Source organism: Pedobacter lithocola, from assembly GCF_042650845.1.
In the GTDB taxonomy this organism is placed as follows: Bacteria; Bacteroidota; Bacteroidia; order Sphingobacteriales; family Sphingobacteriaceae; genus Pedobacter; species Pedobacter lithocola.
The window spans coordinates 129,122-149,162 of the sequence record NZ_JBHSBW010000011.1 but is presented as its reverse complement, the minus strand read 5'-3'; the positions used below and the strand labels follow the sequence as shown (position 1 = coordinate 149,162).

The window sequence follows — 20,041 nt, the reverse complement described above, 5'->3', positions numbered from 1 at the left end:
AAAAGGCGGTTTTATCAGCAATATACATTTAAAACGCATTTGTAGAAAATGTGTTGTTAGTTTTTATTTCTTCGTGCTTTTCTGGCTTCTTTTCTATCGGCTCTTGCCTGTTCTTTTATTTTTTTTGCAATAACTTTTTGTTGTTTTACCGGATTTTTTTCAGGAACAATGCTTACGCCGACAATATCTTTTATGCCTACAAAAATGGTTTTCCACATCAGGTTAAAGAACGATGCCGATGCTATCCTGCTGTTGGTCATTTGTGCTTTTCTAATTTCTTCACCTTTTTTAGGGTTTTCATCTTTAACTAAAACCGCATTGGCTAAGAAAGATAAAAGGCCTTTTTCTTTTGTTCCCTCGCCATCGATATTATCCGACAGCAGTTTTACCTTTAAGTTGGTATATAACATATTTAATGTACCAGAAGCTGATCGTAAATTTCCAGTTGCTTTAAAATCAATTTTTTGGATATTGCCAGATTCTATTTCGATTAAACCAAGGTTTTTTGATAAAGAGTTAAGCTGCCTCATATCAAATTTACCCATACTCCCGCTGTAAGCAAATGCACCATTGTTATCGGTTAGGTTAAAATCAATTTTTAAATTTAGTTTACTATAACCCATTAAAAGCGTATTTAGATTTGCAACGGCGTGATTGTTTTTGGTTAACCTTAAGCTATCATTGGTTACATTTAAAATATTTCCACTTAAAGATTTAAAATCAATCGACCCTGTTTTCTTACTTGCAGGATTATATTCTGCGTATTTTAAATCGATATTTTTTAATCTGATGGTATCGATGATGGTTGGGATGTTTAATCGCTTTAATGCAACATGTGGATAGTTTTTACCCTTATCTAATCCTGGTTGAGTTGGCGATTCTCTGCTCATAAAAATTTCAACCTTTGCCGGACCAATATTTAACGATTTTGCATGAAGCTTTTGGTCGCTATTTAAACCAATAAAATCTACACCGTTAAATTCTACTCTATCGAAGGCTAAATTGTATCTGTCTTTTTGAATTTTGTATTTTCTTGCAAAGGTTAGCTCTGAATATAATGGTGTAAGCTTAAAGCCTTTAATTGTAATTTTTTTAGTTGCTGCCGAACCACTGATGGTATCTACTTTCATAGCATACATTTTATCCTTTGTGGTCGATTTATATCCTGCTAGTTGAAAGGAGATGTCTTTTGTATAGTAAAATCTTGTAGTGTCTTTCCCTGATAACGAATCCAGAAGAAAATCTTTAACGGTGATATCAAGATGTTTAATAGAATTTTTTGTTTGCTTAATACCACTTTTGTTAATGTAGTCAAAATCTGCATCAACAATTTTAATGGCACCAACACGTATAGATTTGAAAGTTTGTGATATTTGGTCATAAAGCGATTTTTCAACCTTCACCGTATCTGTATTTTTTGGCACTTTATTAAAAATCATATTGATGGATGGCTTATCTAATTTGATTTCTTTGATGATAACCTGCTTTTTGAAATAAGCCGTTAAAATACCTACACGCGTAACCTGGAGTTTTTTTAATTTCAATTCGTAGATATGGGCAGGTGCTTTCTTTTGGGTTTTCAAGCTATCAAAAACCATCGTATCTGGTGTAAGCGTAACATCGCGAAGCGCTAAACTGCCTGTAATAACGTTAATGTTGATGCTTTTAAAATCTATTTTGTAAAGATGGTTTGAACCATTGTAAACGCCCTGTTTTATTTTCTCGGTTAACACAGGCTTCCACCGAGCGTTGATAAACATTGCCGCAAAAGCTAGTATTAATATAATTGCCCCGAAAATACTACCTATCCAAATCCAGAGTTTGTTTGATTTTTGAAATGCCATTGATGTATATTATTTGAAGATAACAAATACCTGTTAGAAAGGTTTTATAGTTGGTTTTTAGGTCTTTACAATATCAGGAATACTAATTAAATATTGTGTATTTTCTTATCACCATAGTGCTTTGTGCTTTGCAGTTTTGCCACAAAGTTTGCATAATAAAGGCAGTGAGTACCTGAAAGGTAGTTAGCTCAATATCTCTTTATCATTCTGTGAAACTTGTTGCGGCTGTGGTTATTTAAATTGCACTACAATTTTATAAAAAATACATTCTACCATCATTTAATAATTGCTGTGTAAACATTTAAACTAAATATGTCAATTTGTCACTTTTAATTTTATTTATGTACTTTTGCAATCCCCAAAATGTTATTAAATAATGATTGATTTACAAGTACAGGATAAGACGCACGATGAAGCAAGGCAGGGTGAAGCTTTAATTTTAGAAACACCTATTAAAGCCGATGCACGTAAATTATATATAGAAAGTTATGGTTGTGCCATGAATTTTGCTGATAGTGAAATCGTTGCATCTATACTTTCGGAAACTGGCTTTGAAACCACTGGCGATTACCACCAAGCAGATGTAATTTTTATCAATACCTGTTCTATTCGCGAAAATGCAGAAACCAGGGTTAGAAATCGACTTTCTCAATTTGGGGTGGAGAAACGCCGCAATCCAAAATTAATTGTAGGGGTGTTAGGCTGTATGGCAGAACGTTTAAAATCTAAATTTTTAGAAGAAGAACGTTTGGTTGATGTTGTTGTTGGTCCGGATGCTTACCGTGATTTACCCAACTTAATTGAGCAGGTAGAAAGTGGACATAAGGCTGTAAATGTACTTTTATCGCGTGAAGAAACCTACGCAGATATTAGTCCGGTTAGGTTAAATAGCAACGGCATTACAGCTTTTATATCCATCACCCGTGGGTGTAATAACATGTGTTCTTTCTGTGTAGTTCCATTTACACGGGGCAGAGAACGCAGTCGCGATGCACATTCGATTATCGCAGAAGCTAAAAGTTTATTCGAGGCTGGCTATCGTGAAGTTACCCTTTTAGGGCAAAATGTAGATTCATACACCTGGACATCGGAAGATGGTTTAGAAACCGTAAATTTTGCACAGCTTTTAGCGCAAACTGCTTTGATTAACCCAGATTTAAGGGTTCGTTTTTCTACATCGCATCCAAAAGATATTACCGATGAGGTTTTATACACTATTGCTAAATACGATAATATTTGCAATTACATACACTTACCGGTTCAGTCGGGAAACTCACGCATTTTAGAGTTAATGAACAGAACCTATACCCGAGAATGGTACATCAACAGGATTGATGCTATAAAAAATATTATCCCGGGTTGTGCAATTTCTACTGATATTATTGCAGGTTTTTGTACCGAAACGGAAGAAGAACATCAGGACACTTTAAGTATGTTGGATTATGTGAAATATGATTTTGCGTATAACTTTACTTATTCGGAAAGACCAGGAACGTTAGCCGCCCGCAAACTGGAAGATGATATCCCAGAGGAAATAAAAAAACGCCGATTAGCAGAAATATTAGCAAAGCAACAAGCACATTCGCTTTTGCGTTTGCAAGAATGGGTTGGTAAAACGATTCGTGTTTTAGTAGAAGGCACATCAAAAAAATCTGACCAGGATTATTGTGGAAGAGGAGATAGCGGAGCAATGGCAATTTTCCCTGCTATTGATGGTGTTAAACCAGGGCAATATGCAAATGTATTGATCGAAAAATGTACATCAGCCACGCTGATTGGAAGGATTGTTTAATATGGGTTACCTGTTGCAGGTTGCATGTTTTGATGCCAATCAAACGCCTGAACCCTCAACACGTAACTCATAACAGAATTTATGACGCCAAGTTTTGATATTACAAACCGGTCTTGATACTAAATACTTGATACTAATAAATGGATACACAAAATATAAAACAACGGTTCGGTATTATTGGCAATTCGCCGCTGCTTAATCGTGCTATAGATATTGCAAGCCAGGTAGCACCAACAGATATGTCGGTACTTATTACTGGTGAAAGCGGTAGTGGTAAAGAGGTTTTTTCTCAAATTATCCATCAAATGAGCGCCCGCAAACATGGTGCTTTTATTGCCGTAAACTGTGGTGCCATACCCGAAGGAACAATAGATTCAGAATTATTTGGCCACGAAAAAGGTTCATTTACCGGAGCACACGAAGCCAGAAAGGGTTATTTCGAAGTAGCCAATGGCGGAACAATTTTTTTGGATGAAGTGGCTGAACTTCCCTTAGGAACGCAAGCTCGCTTGCTTAGGATTTTAGAAAGTGGCGAATATTTGCGTGTAGGTTCATCAAAAGTACAAAAAACAGAGGTTCGTATTATTGCTGCAACAAATGTTGATGTTTACAATCGGGTAAAAAACGGAAAATTTCGTGAAGATTTATATTATCGTTTAAATACCGTTCCATTGCGCATCCCGGCTTTACACGAAAGAAAGGAAGATATTTACCTGTTGTTTAGAAAGTTCTCCGCAGATTTTAGCGATAAATACCGTAGTCCGGGATTAAACCTTGAGCCAGAAGCAATTAAAATTTTAACCAATTACAGCTGGCCAGGTAATGTTAGGCAGTTGAAAAATATTGCAGAGCAAATTTGCGTTTTAGAGAAAGATAGAAACGTTACCGGACAAGCAATTTTAAATTATATACCTAATGAAGCTGGCAGCAATTTGCCCATGACCATCAATTCTCAATCGAAAGAAGATTTTACAGAAAGAGACATTTTGTATAAGGTGCTTTTTGATATGAAAAAGGATATGGTTGAGCTTAAAAAGCTGGTTGCAGAGATTATTCAACATGGTGGCAATACGGCTACTGTTTTGGCCGATAACCCTCAATATATTAACCAACTTTATAGAGATGTTGAGTTGCCATCCGGGCAAGAGCATGGTTTTACCATACAACAGCCAACCGCAAATGCAAATAACAATAGCGCTAATAACGCAGATTATAATTTTGCTCACGATGCCGAAGAGGTGGAAGAATCGTTATCCTTATTTGATAAAGAATCTGACTTGATAAAAAAAGCCTTAAAGAAACATAAAGGAAAACGAAAATTTGCTGCTCAAGAATTGGGAATATCTGAACGTACGCTCTACCGTAAGATTAAAGAATTGAGTTTATAAACATTTTATGAAGATTAAGATATTTGCATTTTTAATTGTTGCTGCATTAAGTTCTTGTGCTTATACTTTTAGTGGAGCATCCATTCCGCCTGAAATGAAAACGGTAACCGTACGTTTTTTCGAAAACAGTGCGCAGTTGGTAATCCCAACTTTAAGTCAGCAGTTTACCGAGGCTGTTAAATCTCGAATTCGTAGTCAAACGCGATTAAGCATTACACCAAGCGACGGCGATGCAATTTTTGAAGGTAGAATTACCGGGTACGACATCAGGCCGGTGGCTTTAACATCAAGCAGTACGCCAACAGCTTCAAATAACCGCTTAACTATAACCGTAGCTGTAAAGTACATTAACAATATAAAAGGGCATGATAAAGAAAGCTTTGAAGAGAGTTTTTCGAGATATTACGATTTTCCCCTAAATGGCGCATCCATACAATCGCTTCAGCCTGTAGCCATCGAGGCCATTAATAAGCAGCTTACAGAAGATATTTTCAACAGGGCATTCGCTCAGTGGTAGTTAAGTGAGATGTCTTAGAATTTTTGGAAAGCTGGGCATATTTATAAACTGGCTTTAAATTATTTTGGAAGCTAAAGTTCAGTATATCATTGTCAATTGTAGCCGTGTTTACCCTTCTGTTATGAAAAATTTCTTTCCGTTCTATTTCTAAGGTTTTTTTATAGTCAAAAAAGTTTTTTTGGTATGAAACCTTAAAGGCAGTGCTGAACTATTACTCTATCTAGATTATATATCTTGAACCTTACAAGAGCGAATTCAGATACAATGGGTTGTTTATTTAAGTCAACTCTTAGCTGGTGTCTAACCAACGTAAATCTAATCAAACAGATTCAGGGGTAGCTACCGCCACAAACCGAGCATGATAAAATGTATTACTTAAGGCATGGCCTACACGCCATGTCATCCTGAGCTTGTCGAAGGACTTAACAGTTGAAACTAAACTTTTCGACAAGCCCAACGTGACAAATTGCAGAAACAATTAATTAATCTCTACTCTTGTGCGTTCTACGTTCCAGCCATAAACTTCAAGTGCTGTTTTTTCTGTTCCGTTATATTCTACTGTAATTGTTTTATGCTCTCCAGGCAAAACACTTATGTAGTTATCATTATAAAACGCTGGAAGTATTCTTTTACCAGTACTAGCGTTAATTAATGCAATCCTATTAAAAAATGCTACTGGGTTATTATTTTCATTTGTGATGGTAACCAAAACTTTTCCTTTAATCTTCTCAACTGCTTCGATTTTTGGTAATACAGCTTTCATTTTTTGCAATCCTTTATATTCTCCATCTTTTGCAGGAAGCCAATATAAATTTTCACTCAAGATTTTCTGTTCTAAATTCAACAATCTTAACGAAACAAAAACACCTTCTTTTTTATCTAATTTTTTTAAAAAATCATTTAAAGGAAAAAACCTTCGAACCGATGAAGCACCTATTGAATTGAAAACCTGAGAATAAAAATTTTCCTTTCCATCCATATCATAAGCTTTTGCCTGCACCATTAAATTGTCTAAATTTTTAAAGCCATTATTTACTACAGTAACCATGCTGTCAATCGGGTTCATCATGATATGAAGTGGCTCACTCCCTTTTCTTAAACCATATAAACAGGCATTTGGGTCTAAATAATAATCATACATTTGGCCTCGCATTGCTGTCCAAGGGTTTTGCGTTTTCCAAATGATTGAACCGGTGTACCATTCCCACATGTGCGATGAAAAACCTTCCATCAAAGCCCGGTACTGGTCGTAATTTACCAACTGAGCTTTCATGGCAAAATCTTTAGCATCTTTCGCTTTTCCATAAGGATTTATGTACTCGTCATAGCCAATGTATTTATGATAATCCCATACAGAATCTGGCTTTTCTTTAAACTGTGGCGCTATCATGTTTTCCTTCGGGATAAATCGTTCTAAAGATTCATAATCGCCCACACCTACCGAACCAACTTCAGAATTATAAGGGAAAGTTTTGTTTGCCCAAAAGCTTAATGGATTTTGTATTCCGTATGGACCATCGCCATTACCTCCAATGCTATTGAACGACATTTCATCACTGTTAGAAAAATCATAGAGAATTCGCGTTCCATCCAAACGAGGCAAAATATCATTTTTTAGTGGCTGTAAAATATCTTCAGGCGGCGTAATTTCATTGCCACCGCACCAGAATGCCAATGAAGCGTGATTTCTGATCATTTTTACCTGATCTTCAATTGCGGTTAAAACCAAGTTATGGTTGTCGGGATACTTTCTTCTTGCCCATTGATCATCCTTCTTCATTGGGTCAATCCACCTTCCGTTACAATCGCCGCTGAACCAAAAATCCTGAAAAACTAAAAGTCCATATTTATCGCATGCGTTGTAAAATTCTGGTCTTTCCAAAATTGCCCCACCCCAAATTCGAATTAAATTTAGGTTCATGTCTTTATGGTAACGAACTTCTGCATCATATCTGGCATCTGTAAAACGAAGCATTGCATCCGATATAATCCAATTTCCACCCTTAATAAAAATTTTCTGTCCGTTAACGTAAGCACCCATACTTCTAGTTTGCTCATTCCAAATGTTGTCTATCTGGCGAATGCCGACTTTTAACTTTTCTTCATCAAATACTTTAGCATTACTAATAAATTTAATTTTCAAATCGTACAAATAATGTTCACCATAACCATTCGGCCACCAAAGTTTTGGGTTTTGAACTGTCAAATCATCAAAATTAATCTCGGTTTTTTGATTCGGCTTAATGCTAACTAATTTTTGAATGGTTTTTCCGTCAAATTGATATTGCAAAGTACCTGATATGGCTTTATCTAAAGGGTTTTCTACTTCTACCGAAACCTTTAAAGTTGCCGGTTTCTGTTTACCATCGGCTAAACGCTTGCCCGGAACTAAAGTAATTACATGTGGATTTTGAAGGTTTACTGACTGTGTTTTTTCTATCGTAACCTTATCCCAAATACCGGTATTTCTATCACGAGTGGGTTGAATCCAATCCCATCCGGCGGTATATTGTGTAGTTAATCCTTTAGCAATAGTTCCATCGCCACCTTGCCCGCCATTCGGGTTGCCTACAAAATCTGGTGGATGAACAATAACAGCCAACCTGTTTTTGCCATTAGCGGCAAGCAGTTTGGTGATATTGAAATGGCTACGCAAATGCATGCCTTCAATAGTTGCCGAATTAATTTTTTTACCATTTAAAAAAACATCAGCCTTATAATTTATGCCTCTAAATTGCAACCAAACTTGTTCGTTTCCAATCGCCTTTTCATCAAAATCTTTAACAAACCAATAGGTGTAATAAGCATTCCCGGTTTTATAAACATCGGCAATCCGCTCATTATTCATACCGTAAAAAGGATCTGGAACTTTTTTATTGTTTAATAAGGTGGTTAAAATTGTACCCGGAACGGTAGCTGTCATCCAGTTGTTTATAGCGAAACTTTTGGTTGAAATCTGACTTCCATTAGCATTTACATCTTTAACATTGGCGCAAACCCATCCCGAATTAAGTTCATAACGTTGTTGTGCATGGGCGAAAAACTGAAAGGATACAAGCAGGATAATTAAAATATTTCTCATTAAAAATTAGGTTTGTTACAGCCCACAAAGAAAGGAAATTATAGCGTAAAAGAATAAGAAGCGGTTTGAAAAATTTGATTTCAAAGGATGATTTATGCGAATTGATTATGTATTCTCTCTTGGTATTTACATCTATCCGAAGAAAAATAAATTAGCAAATTATTAACCAAACTTGAGTACAGCTTATTGCTGCTAATCTATAGTTGTGCTTTCTTTAACAGGTTTACCAATTACCTTATAATTGCCATCGCCTTTTAAAATGGCTAGCATTTGAGGCTGATTATTAAAAACCAACTTAGCAGCATTTAGTTCTTTATCGTATTGGAAACTCTGTTCAATTCTCCCTTTTTCATAAAAATATCGACTCACAATTTGAGTTTCCAAAACTCGCTTAATCTCTGATTTATGATTTGCCAAATCAGCTTTTTTAGCAGAAGTTAGCTTATTTTTAAGGCTTTCCAAATCGGCTTTAACTTCAGCAGTTTTATTTTCCTTATCTGCCTCGTAGCGCAACTCGGTCAGTAATCTTTCTGTTCGGCTTTGATAACTTAAATCTTTATCTGCAAGTGAATTTGCAAAAGCCGCATAATCGGCATCTGTAATTTGAAATGTTTTGGCTGATGCTACACTAGGCTTGTCTTTTTTATATTGATTTGCATAGTTAAAAAACATGCTTTTATTTAACATCGTTATGGTTATAGGGCTCAATTTTGCCGCTTCAACAACTATATCAGGATATACGCCATTGCCGCTATAAACATTTCTGCCAGCTTTAGTTTGGTACATCGTTATGGTGGAATCGGCAAAACGTTCTGCAACACCATCAGCATTTTTGTGGCTATAATCGAGTTTTTGAATGCATCTACCCGATGGAGTGTAATATTTGGCTACCGTAACTTTTACCAAACTGTTGTAAGGCAAATTGAAAGTTTGTTGTACCAATCCTTTACCATAACTGCGTTGACCAATTACAATAGCTCTATCCAAATCTTGGAGTGAGCCGGCAACAATTTCTGAAGCCGAAGCTGAATTATTATTTACCAAAACAACCAGTGGAACAGCCATTGAAACTGGTGGAAATTGTGTTTTATATGATATGGTTTTCTCGGCATTTTTGCCCTTTTGAGTTACAACCAGCAAATCTTTATTAACAAAAAGGTTTACAATTTTTACGGCTTCTTGCAATATGCCGCCCCCGTTATTTCGTAAATCGAGTACTATACCTTTTGGATTTTCTTTGTTCAAAGTCAATAAAGCATCTTTAACTTCCTGTCCAGAATTCTCCAAAAACTTATCCAATTTAATATATCCAACACCATCACCAACCATTCCAAAATAAGACACATTTGGCTGTTTTATTTCCTCACGGATGATTTTCTTAACCAGCTCTTTGCCATCTCGGTTTATGGTTAAATCTACAGCCGTTCCTTTTGGTCCGCGGAGGAGCTGACTAATTTGCCCACGTTCCTTTCCCTTAATTTCGATATTATTAATTTTGATGATTTGATCGCCAGCTTTAACATCAGATTTATTAGCGGCATAACCTTCGCTTACTTCATTAACGAAAAGTTTTCCATCAATTATTACAGTTCCAGCGCCAATACCGCCATACTGTGTGCTTACATATTTTAGTTTATAATCTTCAATTTCCGATTCAGGAACGTATTCTGTATATGGATCTAAACTTTCCAGCATTGCATCAATTCCGGTTCTCATTAATTCGGGCGCACTGGTTTCATCAACATAATTAATATTGATTTCTTTGTAGAGCGAAGCAAAAATGTCGAGGTTTTTCGAAACCAGAAATAAATCTTCTTTAAAAGAAAAGGATAAAATAGCAATTCCAGAAACTGCCGTAATAATTAAATATTTAATTTTTTTCATCCCTTGTTGAATTTGAAATCTGCTGGCAAAATTGAAATCCTGCTTCGAGATTTATTATTGAATTGTACAGCGTAAATGTACAAAAAGAGATAAAGATTAAAAACAGGCTAATCTGCTAAATAGACGAGGAATTGTTAATGTTACCATCAATGCACAAATCCAGATAAGCAAAAATAAAAAAATGGAAAAATAATAGATTAAAGTCGGTTGCCTTTAGTATCAGCAAGGGCTTTTTGAAGGGTAAATTCTACATAAGTACGATTGCGTTTAACCAAACGCATAATATCATCTACTAATTTATCTTCGTTTCCTGGAGTAAAATCTAAAGGTTGATTAACAAGATCGCGGTATTTTCTAAAAAACTTAATTTTAACTTTTTCTGCGTTATCTTTTGTTAATTGAAAATTTGCCATCGTTGTATTGATTTGAAACAAAAGTAAAAATATTATCGCTGATTGACATCTTTTTTATACAATTTTGTTGCAAGGTTAAATAGATTTTGGCAGTATATGATAATTCTGTTAAATGTGCGTTATATTGAAAAACCCTTAAAAACTTAAACACGATGAAAAAAATTATCTTCTCTATTGCTTTCCTAACCATAAGTTGGGCAAGTGCACAGGCACAAACTTTTAATCTCGGCATTAAAGCGGGCGTAAATCTTGCTAAAATTGATGCCGATTTTGCAAGCGAAGAAAACAGATTAGGTTACCAAGTTGGCGCATGGGCCAGAATTGGCGGTGCTAGCTTTTATGTACAACCCGAAGCCTACATTGGTAGCAAAGGCAATAAATTTATAAGCTTTACCAATAACAGCAATACCGAAATCGCCGCCGAAGGAAAAGTAAAATTTACCACATTAGATGTTCCTGTTTTATTAGGAACAAAATTTGGAAGTAAGAATTACAATATCCGCGTTATGGCCGGACCAGTTTTATCATTAATTTTAGATGATAGTTCTACCTTTAGCTCGGCTTACCAACAAGCAACAGATTTTGACAACTACAAAAACCAGGCTTTTGGATTACAAGCAGGTGCAGGTGTAGATGTTGGTTCTATTTCTGTTGATTTACGTTATGAAGCCGGTTTAACAAATATTAGTAAAAGCGAAAAATACAAGCAAACCCCTAACTTATTTCAATTGAGTTTAGGATTTAAGATTTTGTAAGGTGATACAAAAGATAATGCCTTTGAAACTCTCAAAGGCATTATTTTTAAAATGGAGTAATGGATTCAATACTAACCTCAACAAAGCCTGGTCCTGCGTATTGATTATAGGTAATCTGCAATTCGGTTCCATCTACAAAATCGACCATCTCATAAACAGAAGGTGACCCTTCAAATTGTATCCTTAATAGGATGTGCTTAGGTCCATCATCAAATGATCTACTTATCCAAAGAGGCAATGCGCCTAACACAAAAGAATCATATGAAACATTGTAAGTAGCGTCTTCTACCAACGCTAATGCATTAATAGATGTTCGATTTTTAGGAGTTGGAATTGCGTAAGCACTAGTACTTAAAGATAGAACCGCAAAAGCTACTCCAAGTTGGGATAGTTTTCTAAAATTCATAATTTTAAGTTTAGATAGATTTTAAAATATAAAACTATTACAATAAATTGTAATAGTTTTATATTTTAAATGACTATTTAATCTACTTTTAATAAAAAGCCCCGGATCAATCCGAGGCTTTAAAATCATATACTCCAATTACCGATTAGGTGTATTATCAATAACTGGCCGGTTAACCGCAGTACCCGTGTAAGGCAATGTTATATCTCCTCTTAAACTAAAGCTATATGTATTGGATTTCGTAACACTTATCGCAGTTCTAATTACAATATTGGTTGCTGTACCAGTGTACCTTAATATTAAATCGTAAACACCCTGTGGCACCTTAACAAAATTTGAAGCACTTTTATAAGCTACATTTGTTGCAACAGTGGTTTCTACCAAACTTGTAGTATTTTTCATTATCAAATCAAAAGGATTTGCATTGTAAGAAGCATGAACAAGACGTACATAAGCCCCAGATGTATCGATAGCGGGCAGCACATCATCAATCACAAATACATCCGTTTTTTTAGTTGTGGTGTTATAAAGACCCGATAAATATATAGAGTAATTTTTGCCTTCAGCCACCTGTTTGTTTAAAGTGGCAATAACCAGATTAGGATCTGCCGCAGCTGTGCTAGGGCGTTGTGCCATAAAATCATAAGTTCCTGGGGCAATAATAGCATATGCGTTCGTTGAGGGATAAACATTTGAAAACGCAACTCCAGAAGTTCCACTTTCTACACCCGTGGTAGAACTTGCAGCTGTAACTTTTGTACTTCCAGCATAAAAATTAACAACTGGAGCATTTAGTGCGAAATTAAAATATTTTAATTGTGCTCCAGATATCGGTGCTGAAATTTCTTGAACAGCGTTTTTCTTACAAGAATAAATTATTGTAGTTAACAGTATTACTGCTAATATGATGTATTTTCTTTTCATAATTAAATTATTGAGGCGTTGTTATCCACATTTCTTTAGTTTGATAATCAGTTGCCAAACCACCAATCGCACTAAGCCCAACTCTATTCCAAACATATTCTGAATTAAATCGAGGACGCATTCTTTGAACCACTTTAGCTTGATTATCAGGAAAAAGTACTGTAGGAATAGTAAACCCTATAAACACCTGATTTGTCGTAACTGGATCCTTATCTGTGTAATGGTATCTTCTAAGGTCAGTCCATTGTTCTAAATGACCCCATGCCCATTGCGCAATATATTTTTGACACATAATCTGTGAAAGTGTCAAATCATTTGAATTTACTGGTATAATAAGCGGCGATGCGAGGTAAGCACTTTTTTCCGTTGCACTTATTTGAGTTGGAGTTTGTCCATCATCAGTATTTCTTGCATTTACAAAGTCAAAATGCGCTGAAATTGCATTTCTGTACGCCGTTAAAGCAGTTGCTTTATCCCCTTTTTTATATGCGGCTTCAGCTTTAATGAACTGCAACTGGGAATAAGTCATGATTGGGAACTTATTTTTACGTGCAAATAAATACCTAGCAGGTGTAGTGGCTGAGGCATTTGCAGCTGCTTGAGAAGCGTAGCCCCAAAGATTTAATGGTTGTTGGGCTGCAGTTAATGCTCCTATCCCTAAAGTTGGCTCAAGACCACGATATAATCCATCTGGAGATGGAGCAAGCATTCTGGATAATCTTGGATCAACGACCCCCGTAAATGTGGTACCATCCAGTAATGAAAGGATAAATTTCGTCTGCCTTAGTGTGCCTATGTTATTTCTTGTTGCTGATAAAAAGTTGGCATCATCGTTTGCTGTTCCCGCATAAGGAATTAAAGCATCGTCAGCATTCCCAGCAAACGAGGCATCAATTGCAGCAATAATATCATCTGGTTTGTAAAGTGATGTTTTATAAGAATAATGATTTAAAACCATTGCTTTAAAGCCATAAGCAAATTTAATCCATAGAGCACGGTTACCTCTATAAACAAAATCCGTTTTACCTAAATAAGCATCGTTTACTGCTCCATCTGTTCTCCTTAAATTGGCTATAGCAGCATCAATTAATCTTAATGTTTCTTGATATGCAAATTCTTGTGTATCATAACTGAAAGAAGTTTTATTTGGGTCAAATGCTTCTTTAATAATAATTTCACCATTGGCATCCGTAGCAGTAAGCCATCCCCATGCCTTTAAAATTTGCGCTACACCTAATAAATCCCAACGTTGCTGACTTTCTGCCTTATTCGTCATATCGATTAAATTTTGCCCAAAATCAAAATAAGTGGCTCTCCATATCTGAGCACCCTGATCAGGTGCTGTACCCGCTTGATTATTGCCATGCCTTTCCCAAATATCTTGGGTAGCTGTAGAGGCTAAATTCTGGGTATAGCGCCCAATATAAATTCCATCAAATTGGGGTGCTGAAGCCATCCAATGCAGCATTGGCGATAAATATAAATTGGCTTCTACCGATTGTGGTGCATTGGGATTTGTATTTACATCCAAGAATTTCTTACAACCACTTGTGGAAATAAGACTTCCTAATATTAATAGTATATATAATTTTTTCATTTCTTATTTCTCCTTATTATAAACCAATTTTAACGCCAAAGTTTAATCCTATTGGTATTGGGAAATTACCATAATCAATCCCAGAAGCACCAGAACCACCAACTGCAGCTGTGTTTCCATTCACAACGGGATCGAGCCCCGAATAATTTGTAATTAAGAATAAATCTGTTCCGGTTACAAAGATGCTTGCACTCTTAACAAATTTTTGGCGTTTTAATAAGTTTTGAGATAAACGATATTGTAAGGTAACATCCCTTAATCTTATCCAGTTGATATCTTTCTCGATAAAAAGCTCTTCACTTAAAGTTGTATAATAAGCATTTTGGTAAAAGGGAGTGACTGAAATATTATTGATTGTTGGATTTGAGCTATTTTCTTTACCATCTTGAATAACACCTGTAACAATTCTTGGAGTTAACCTATCCAGTGTCATGGTACTTAAGCCTCTTTGTGTAAGAAAACTTTGTGTAGCATTAAGCACATCGCCTCCTTTTCTAATATCCAATAAGAATGACAATGCAAAGTCTTTATAAGTGAAAGTGTTGTTGATACCAATAGAGAAATCTGGTTGTCTGTCGTACCCCTTTCCAGCGCCTTGAATAACAACCGATGATCTAACTGGCAATCCAGATACTGGATTGATTAAAATATCTCCATTATTATTTCTTAAATAGAATGTTCCTGTTAAAGATCTTGTAGAATAACCAGGAGTTGTACCATTTCTAATTGTTCCATATACATTGGTATCAGAAACATAAGATTCAGGAAGTTCATTTGGTAAACTTATAACGGTAGCTCTTGCACTTTCAAAATTTACCAGGGCATTCCAGCTAAAGTTATTTGTTTTAATCGGCGTACCACGTAAGGTTATTTCGATACCTTCATTTCTGGTTTTAGCTCCATTTAAATTGAATAAAACATATCCAGTGGCATAGCTACCTCTAATATCGTTAACAATCTGATCGGAAGTTTCTTTACGATAAACAGTAAAATCTAATCCCAATCTATCTTTAAAAAATGCCAATTCTGTTCCTACCTCGTAGGAACTTGCAAACTCCGGCCTTAAAGCCAAATTTGGCCCAGTAAAACCGTAACCAAATCCTCCACCAACAGTTGCTTTACTTTCCAATGAAGGAACATAACTATAAGGTCTGGCATCTTTACCAACATTAGCAAAAGCAGCTCTTAATTTACCTGAAGTAAACACACTACTTAAAGCTTCTTTAAAAGCAGGAACTTCAGTAAATATAAAACTACCAGATACAGAAGGATAGAAAAATGAATTAGCCCCGATTGGAATAGTAGATGTCCAGTCATTTCTACCAGTAGCGGTTATATATAAATAATCTTTATAACTTAAAGTTGCACGACCAAACAAACTGAATAATCTTCTTTGCGAAATAGAAGATTTTGCATTTCTCAATGTCGTTGTAGTATTATTGATAGAGATGAAGTTAGGCTCTAAAAAGCCTTCTCCATACTGAGCATCGATAGTAGATCTTAAGTCTTGTATTGCATTACCTAACGTAGCATCGAAAGACAAATCAGAGGTTATTTTTTGCTTGGTTAAATTCAGTAAATTCTGAACGTTAATATTTCTGGTATTGTCATTTGCAACATCCATAATTCCCTGCTTATTAAACCCTCTAGAACTTTCTGGGTGACTCAGCAATAAATTTTTGTTAGAATATACATCAAAACCAATGTTTGATTTTAGATTAAGCCACTTAACTGGCGTAATTGTAAAGCCAAAATTTGAAGTTATCCTATTTTGAATAGAATTAATTTTATTCTTATTTACGTTAAAGTATGGGTTTTCAATCTCTGATGTTAAATCTGTGGCAGTTGTAAATCTCCTACGCGTACCTGCAGCCGTTAAATAGTTTCTCGCATCATCTTCTTGAGGCCATAAAAGCAATCCAATTAACGGACCTCCAGATCCTTTAAAAGGTTGATTATTCAAAGCATAAGTGTAAGTCATGGACAAATCAACCTTCATCCAATCATTCAACTTGCCGTTAGTAGATCCATTTAAAGTAAACCTATCGTAATTAGAATTTGGAACGACTCCATTTTGTGCTGTATATGATGTAGAGATCCTGTAACTCATGTCTTGACCACCCCTATCGAAAGATAGATTATGTTTCTGAGTAAGTGCCGTCTGAAAAAAACCATCAATATTATCGTATAAAACTGTACCAGGCGCATAAGCAGGTCCAAAATATTGAAGTGTGCCTGGTCCAGAAATACCATTTGTACCTAATCCATATACGCCTTGAATTTCTGGTTTGGCACTGGTTTTTTCTATACGAAAACTATTGCTATAATTAATTGATCCTTGACCTGATTTACCACGCTTCGTTGTAATTACAATTGCACCATTGGCGGCATCAATTCCATATAACGCTGCTGCTTCCGGACCCTTTAAAACAACAAGACTTTCAATATCCTCTGGGTTAATATCGGCTGCACGGTTGGTAAAATCAACACCTCGATTGGAAAACGCAGTAGTTGAACTATTATCTGAATAAAATGCACTTGTATTCAGAGTCTTATTATCTATTGGTAAACCATCTACCACAAATAGTGGCTGATTACTGCCACTAATAGAACTTACACCTCTAATTGTAATTGATGAAGATGCACCTGGTACGCCAGAAGAACTTGTAACCTCAACGCCTGCAATACGCCCTTGAAGGGAATTAATGAAGTTCTCTCTTTGTGTACCAGCAATTGCAGCACCAGATACCGTTTGTTGAGATGTTCCCAACTCACGTTTTTTGACTGTATTACCTAACGCAGTAATCACAACCTCATCCAATCCTTTTGCATCAGATTGTAATGCCACGTTAATAACTGTATTTACACCAACGCTTCTTTCCACGGTTGCATAACCAATATAAGAAAACGTTAAAACATCTGTTTTTGATGCTTTGATGGAATAAGTACCATCTCCATTTGTTTGAGAAACTACCGTGCTTCCTTTAACTTTAATAGAAACACCCGGTATTGGTCCGTCGGATGACGTAACCCTACCGGTAACGGTTATTTGTTGCGCTATGGCATGAGCCAACAACAAAAACGTACCGATAAAAATTAAGAGTAACTTTTTTTTCATAAACTGCCAATAAGGTTAGTAAAATGTTTAGTTGTTTGATGTTTGGGTTGATTCTTGTAAAAACACGCAAAATACCGCATGTTATTTAATATTAGGCTAATATCATAAATGTTTTTCAATAAAAGAACAAACAAGTAACTATTTTATTTACAACCAACAGTATATAATTGCACAAAACCGCAAAAACACGCACAATTTTGAAAATAATTTTTACTTTCGTGTAAACCAAACCTATATGCTCAAAAAAGAACGGCACGATTTCATCATGCGCCAAATTAATCTTCATAACCGGGTGCTAACTTCTGATTTAGTTCAATTATTAAATGTTTCTGAAGATACCATTAGAAGAGATTTGCAAGAATTGGTTGATCAAGGATTGCTTTTTAAGGTTCATGGAGGTGCATTATCGAAATCTTATCATTCTTCATTTGATGATAGTACTGTGTATGCCAGAGATAGCAAAATCATCATCGCTAAAAAAGCAACCAACCTAATTAAAGATGGAATGGTTGTTTTAACGGGTGGCGGAACTACCATTTTAGAATTTGTAAAGCAACTTCCTGAGGCTATCGAAGCAACCTTTTTTACCATAAGCCCATTGGTGGCTGTAGAATTGGCAAAGTATAATAATATTGAGGTTATTTTAATCGGTGGTCTTTTTTCAAAAAATTCGCAGATTACTTACGGCGGACATGTAATTACTCAGCTTTCGGAAATTAAAGCCGATTTATGTTTAATGGGAACAAGTGCCATCCATCCGGAAGAAGGTTTAACCGATACAGATTGGGAAATTAACCAGTTAAAAAAAGCTATGTTGGCCTGTTCTAAAAAATCGGCTGTACTATGTATATCTGAGAAATTAGATATTGCGTTGCGATTAAAGGTTTGTGCCATCGAAAGCATCAGCTACTTGGTTACCGAATTGGATGCCGCTGATGAAGCACTTTCTGGATACAAAATAAAAAGTTTGAACATCCTATAATTAAAAATGGTTCCGGCGTAAAGTCGGAACCATTTTTTTGTTTAAAATGCCGGATCGGCAGGTGTATTAGGATTATTATCGCGTTCTTGAAATGGGTAAGGGAAGAAATTCCTCTTTCTATCAGCAAGTGGTTGATTAAACCTTCGCATATCTTCTAACTTTAAACCCGACATAAAGAGTTCGATACATCTGTGTTTGTAGATCAAATCAAACAGTTCTGCTTGTGTGTAGGTTCCGTTTAAGGCAGGCAAAGCGGCACCTACTCCGAAAGGATCTGCAGCAGCTGTTTTAGTAACAACTTTATTTAATTCAGTTAAAGCACCGTTTAAATTTGGTGTAGCTTGACGAGCATAAGCTTCTGCTTTAATAAGTGTTATTTCTCCTGGTAAATAAACCGGGATTTGAGCAAAAGTTGATGCTCCAAAACCGTTGATGCGAACTGTTGTATTAACTACTGTGTAAAAAGGAATTCTGGCATCGTTAGCATCTGGCACATAAACACCGGTTTGCCCTAAACTTAAATTTTTAGGTTGTATAACATTATTGGTTGATGTTGCGATTTCAAAAATAGGATTCAAATTTAACGCATCATATGTAAATGTAGAACGCTTTGTTAAATCAACCAGATTTGCACTTGTTAATGCTAAAGGATAGTTGCCAGCAAATAATGCGTAACGAGCTTTTAGCGCATTCAAAGTATTTGGAATATCAATACCAGATGGAATGTTACTAAAGAATGCCGTACTTATAGGATTTGCTGAAATTACAGATAAAGCATTATCAATTACTGCAATTGCCTTAGTATAACCTTCTACCCTTGAAATAAAAGAAACATTTTGCCCTGTACTAGCGGGTACTCTTTCCCAATATTCGGATAAGTTACCTAAAGCCAATGCCTTAAAAATACTGGCATGCGCTATTAAACCTGCAGCATAATTTTTATCTGGCAGGGTTGCGGCATTGCTAATTACATTGTCTGCATCGTAAATAATCTTATTTGATGTAGCCCAAATACTCAACAATACAGTATTGGTACCATCAACCTGTACGCCACCGGCAACTAATCTTTCTTCGTTTGTATTACCTGTATTAATTGATATTAATTCGTTGGTTGTTAATCCGTTTAAGGTTATTGAAGCGTATAATACTCCTGCCCTGGTGGTAGAGTAATTTTTTTGCAAACCTACGGTAACACCAGTTAGTCCTTTAGCCGACGTTAACACATCGCCACTAGTAGCGGCATTTGGGTTTAGGTATTCTTTAGTACAAGCAGCTAGAAATGTAACTGATGTAAACAGGAATGCATACCCTATATATTTTGATTTCAAATTTTTCATAA

The 20,041-nt window shown here is 35.7% G+C and carries 14 protein-coding genes; 5 read left to right on the top strand and 9 right to left on the bottom strand.

Annotated features, from left to right (window positions below):
• Positions 1 to 56: 56 nt before the first annotated feature.
• A complete protein-coding gene (locus ACFOWA_RS10950) occupies positions 57 to 1,844 on the bottom strand; it encodes a hypothetical protein (RefSeq protein WP_378985033.1) in 1,788 nt (595 codons plus the stop codon).
• Between the two features lie 376 nt (positions 1,845 to 2,220).
• Between ACFOWA_RS10950 and miaB the strand changes: the two genes are divergently transcribed.
• The 3 genes from miaB (at position 2,221) to ACFOWA_RS10935 (ending at position 5,541) form a co-directional block, all read left to right on the top strand.
• Positions 2,221 to 3,636 (top strand): tRNA (N6-isopentenyl adenosine(37)-C2)-methylthiotransferase MiaB, encoded by a 1,416-nt coding sequence (miaB, locus tag ACFOWA_RS10945; protein WP_378985031.1) that lies wholly within the window; start codon positions 2,221 to 2,223, stop codon positions 3,634 to 3,636.
• Between the two features lie 140 nt (positions 3,637 to 3,776).
• A complete protein-coding gene (locus ACFOWA_RS10940) occupies positions 3,777 to 5,024 on the top strand; it encodes a sigma 54-interacting transcriptional regulator (RefSeq protein WP_378985029.1) in 1,248 nt (415 codons plus the stop codon).
• Between the two features lie 7 nt (positions 5,025 to 5,031).
• Positions 5,032 to 5,541, top strand: a complete 510-nt coding sequence (locus ACFOWA_RS10935) for an LptE family protein (protein WP_378985027.1) — start codon at positions 5,032 to 5,034, stop codon at positions 5,539 to 5,541.
• 478 nt (positions 5,542 to 6,019) lie between these two features.
• Here the strand turns inward: ACFOWA_RS10935 and ACFOWA_RS10930 are convergent, their stop codons facing one another.
• The 3 genes from ACFOWA_RS10930 to ACFOWA_RS10920 form a co-directional block, all read right to left on the bottom strand.
• Positions 6,020 to 8,623 carry a glycoside hydrolase family 2 protein gene (locus ACFOWA_RS10930; protein ID WP_378985025.1) on the bottom strand — a complete coding sequence of 868 codons (2,604 nt, stop codon included), beginning with the start codon at positions 8,621 to 8,623 and terminating at the stop codon, positions 6,020 to 6,022.
• A gap of 192 nt (positions 8,624 to 8,815) precedes the next feature.
• Entirely contained in the window at positions 8,816 to 10,507 is a 1,692-nt protein-coding gene (locus ACFOWA_RS10925) for a S41 family peptidase (RefSeq protein WP_378985023.1), read from the bottom strand.
• Between the two features lie 197 nt (positions 10,508 to 10,704).
• Entirely contained in the window at positions 10,705 to 10,920 is a 216-nt protein-coding gene (locus tag ACFOWA_RS10920) for a hypothetical protein (RefSeq protein ID WP_378985021.1), read from the bottom strand.
• Positions 10,921 to 11,072: 152 nt separating this feature from the next.
• Between ACFOWA_RS10920 and ACFOWA_RS10915 the strand changes: the two genes are divergently transcribed.
• Positions 11,073 to 11,675 (top strand): porin family protein, encoded by a 603-nt coding sequence (locus ACFOWA_RS10915; protein WP_378985019.1) that lies wholly within the window; start codon positions 11,073 to 11,075, stop codon positions 11,673 to 11,675.
• 46 nt (positions 11,676 to 11,721) lie between these two features.
• Here ACFOWA_RS10915 and ACFOWA_RS10910 read toward each other — a convergent pair whose 3' ends face one another.
• The 4 genes from ACFOWA_RS10910 to ACFOWA_RS10895 all read right to left on the bottom strand — a co-directional run bounded on the left by ACFOWA_RS10910 (position 11,722) and on the right by ACFOWA_RS10895 (position 17,720).
• On the bottom strand, positions 11,722 to 12,081 hold the full coding sequence (locus ACFOWA_RS10910; protein WP_378985017.1) for a hypothetical protein: 360 nt from the start codon (positions 12,079 to 12,081) through the stop codon (positions 11,722 to 11,724).
• Positions 12,082 to 12,219: 138 nt separating this feature from the next.
• Positions 12,220 to 13,005 carry a DUF4397 domain-containing protein gene (locus ACFOWA_RS10905; RefSeq protein ID WP_378985015.1) on the bottom strand — a complete coding sequence of 262 codons (786 nt, stop codon included), beginning with the start codon at positions 13,003 to 13,005 and terminating at the stop codon, positions 12,220 to 12,222.
• A gap of 7 nt (positions 13,006 to 13,012) precedes the next feature.
• Entirely contained in the window at positions 13,013 to 14,602 is a 1,590-nt protein-coding gene (locus ACFOWA_RS10900; protein WP_378985013.1) for a RagB/SusD family nutrient uptake outer membrane protein, read from the bottom strand.
• A 16-nt stretch (positions 14,603 to 14,618) separates the two neighbouring features.
• Positions 14,619 to 17,720, bottom strand: coding sequence for a SusC/RagA family TonB-linked outer membrane protein (locus ACFOWA_RS10895; protein WP_378985011.1), 3,102 nt, complete (start codon positions 17,718 to 17,720; stop codon positions 14,619 to 14,621).
• Between the two features lie 235 nt (positions 17,721 to 17,955).
• Here ACFOWA_RS10895 and ACFOWA_RS10890 point away from each other — a divergent pair, with 235 nt between their 5' ends.
• On the top strand, positions 17,956 to 18,702 hold the full coding sequence (locus ACFOWA_RS10890) for a DeoR/GlpR family DNA-binding transcription regulator (RefSeq protein WP_378985010.1): 747 nt from the start codon (positions 17,956 to 17,958) through the stop codon (positions 18,700 to 18,702).
• 41 nt (positions 18,703 to 18,743) lie between these two features.
• On the opposite strand, the gene ACFOWA_RS10885 is transcribed toward ACFOWA_RS10890, so the two are convergent.
• Positions 18,744 to 20,039: a RagB/SusD family nutrient uptake outer membrane protein gene (locus ACFOWA_RS10885; RefSeq protein WP_378985008.1), complete on the bottom strand. Its 1,296-nt coding sequence runs from the start codon at positions 20,037 to 20,039 to the stop codon at positions 18,744 to 18,746.
• Positions 20,040 to 20,041 lie beyond the last annotated feature (2 nt).

What these genes read in the sequence shown, in the direction of transcription:
- ACFOWA_RS10895 (WP_378985011.1), bottom strand. Translation starts at nt 17,720, where the DNA reads ATGAAAAAAAAGTTACTCTTAATTTTTATCGGTACGTTTTTGTTGTTG.
- ACFOWA_RS10915 (WP_378985019.1), top strand. Translation starts at nt 11,073, where the DNA reads ATGAAAAAAATTATCTTCTCTATTGCTTTCCTAACCATAAGTTGGGCA.
- ACFOWA_RS10890 (WP_378985010.1), top strand. Translation starts at nt 17,956, where the DNA reads ATGCTCAAAAAAGAACGGCACGATTTCATCATGCGCCAAATTAATCTT.
- ACFOWA_RS10925 (WP_378985023.1), bottom strand. Translation starts at nt 10,507, where the DNA reads ATGAAAAAAATTAAATATTTAATTATTACGGCAGTTTCTGGAATTGCT.
- ACFOWA_RS10900 (WP_378985013.1), bottom strand. Translation starts at nt 14,602, where the DNA reads ATGAAAAAATTATATATACTATTAATATTAGGAAGTCTTATTTCCACA.
- ACFOWA_RS10930 (WP_378985025.1), bottom strand. Translation starts at nt 8,623, where the DNA reads ATGAGAAATATTTTAATTATCCTGCTTGTATCCTTTCAGTTTTTCGCC.
- ACFOWA_RS10885 (WP_378985008.1), bottom strand. Translation starts at nt 20,039, where the DNA reads ATGAAAAATTTGAAATCAAAATATATAGGGTATGCATTCCTGTTTACA.
- ACFOWA_RS10910 (WP_378985017.1), bottom strand. Translation starts at nt 12,081, where the DNA reads ATGAATTTTAGAAAACTATCCCAACTTGGAGTAGCTTTTGCGGTTCTA.
- ACFOWA_RS10935 (WP_378985027.1), top strand. Translation starts at nt 5,032, where the DNA reads ATGAAGATTAAGATATTTGCATTTTTAATTGTTGCTGCATTAAGTTCT.
- miaB (WP_378985031.1), top strand. Translation starts at nt 2,221, where the DNA reads ATGATTGATTTACAAGTACAGGATAAGACGCACGATGAAGCAAGGCAG.
- ACFOWA_RS10905 (WP_378985015.1), bottom strand. Translation starts at nt 13,005, where the DNA reads ATGAAAAGAAAATACATCATATTAGCAGTAATACTGTTAACTACAATA.
- ACFOWA_RS10950 (WP_378985033.1), bottom strand. Translation starts at nt 1,844, where the DNA reads ATGGCATTTCAAAAATCAAACAAACTCTGGATTTGGATAGGTAGTATT.
- ACFOWA_RS10940 (WP_378985029.1), top strand. Translation starts at nt 3,777, where the DNA reads ATGGATACACAAAATATAAAACAACGGTTCGGTATTATTGGCAATTCG.
- ACFOWA_RS10920 (WP_378985021.1), bottom strand. Translation starts at nt 10,920, where the DNA reads ATGGCAAATTTTCAATTAACAAAAGATAACGCAGAAAAAGTTAAAATT.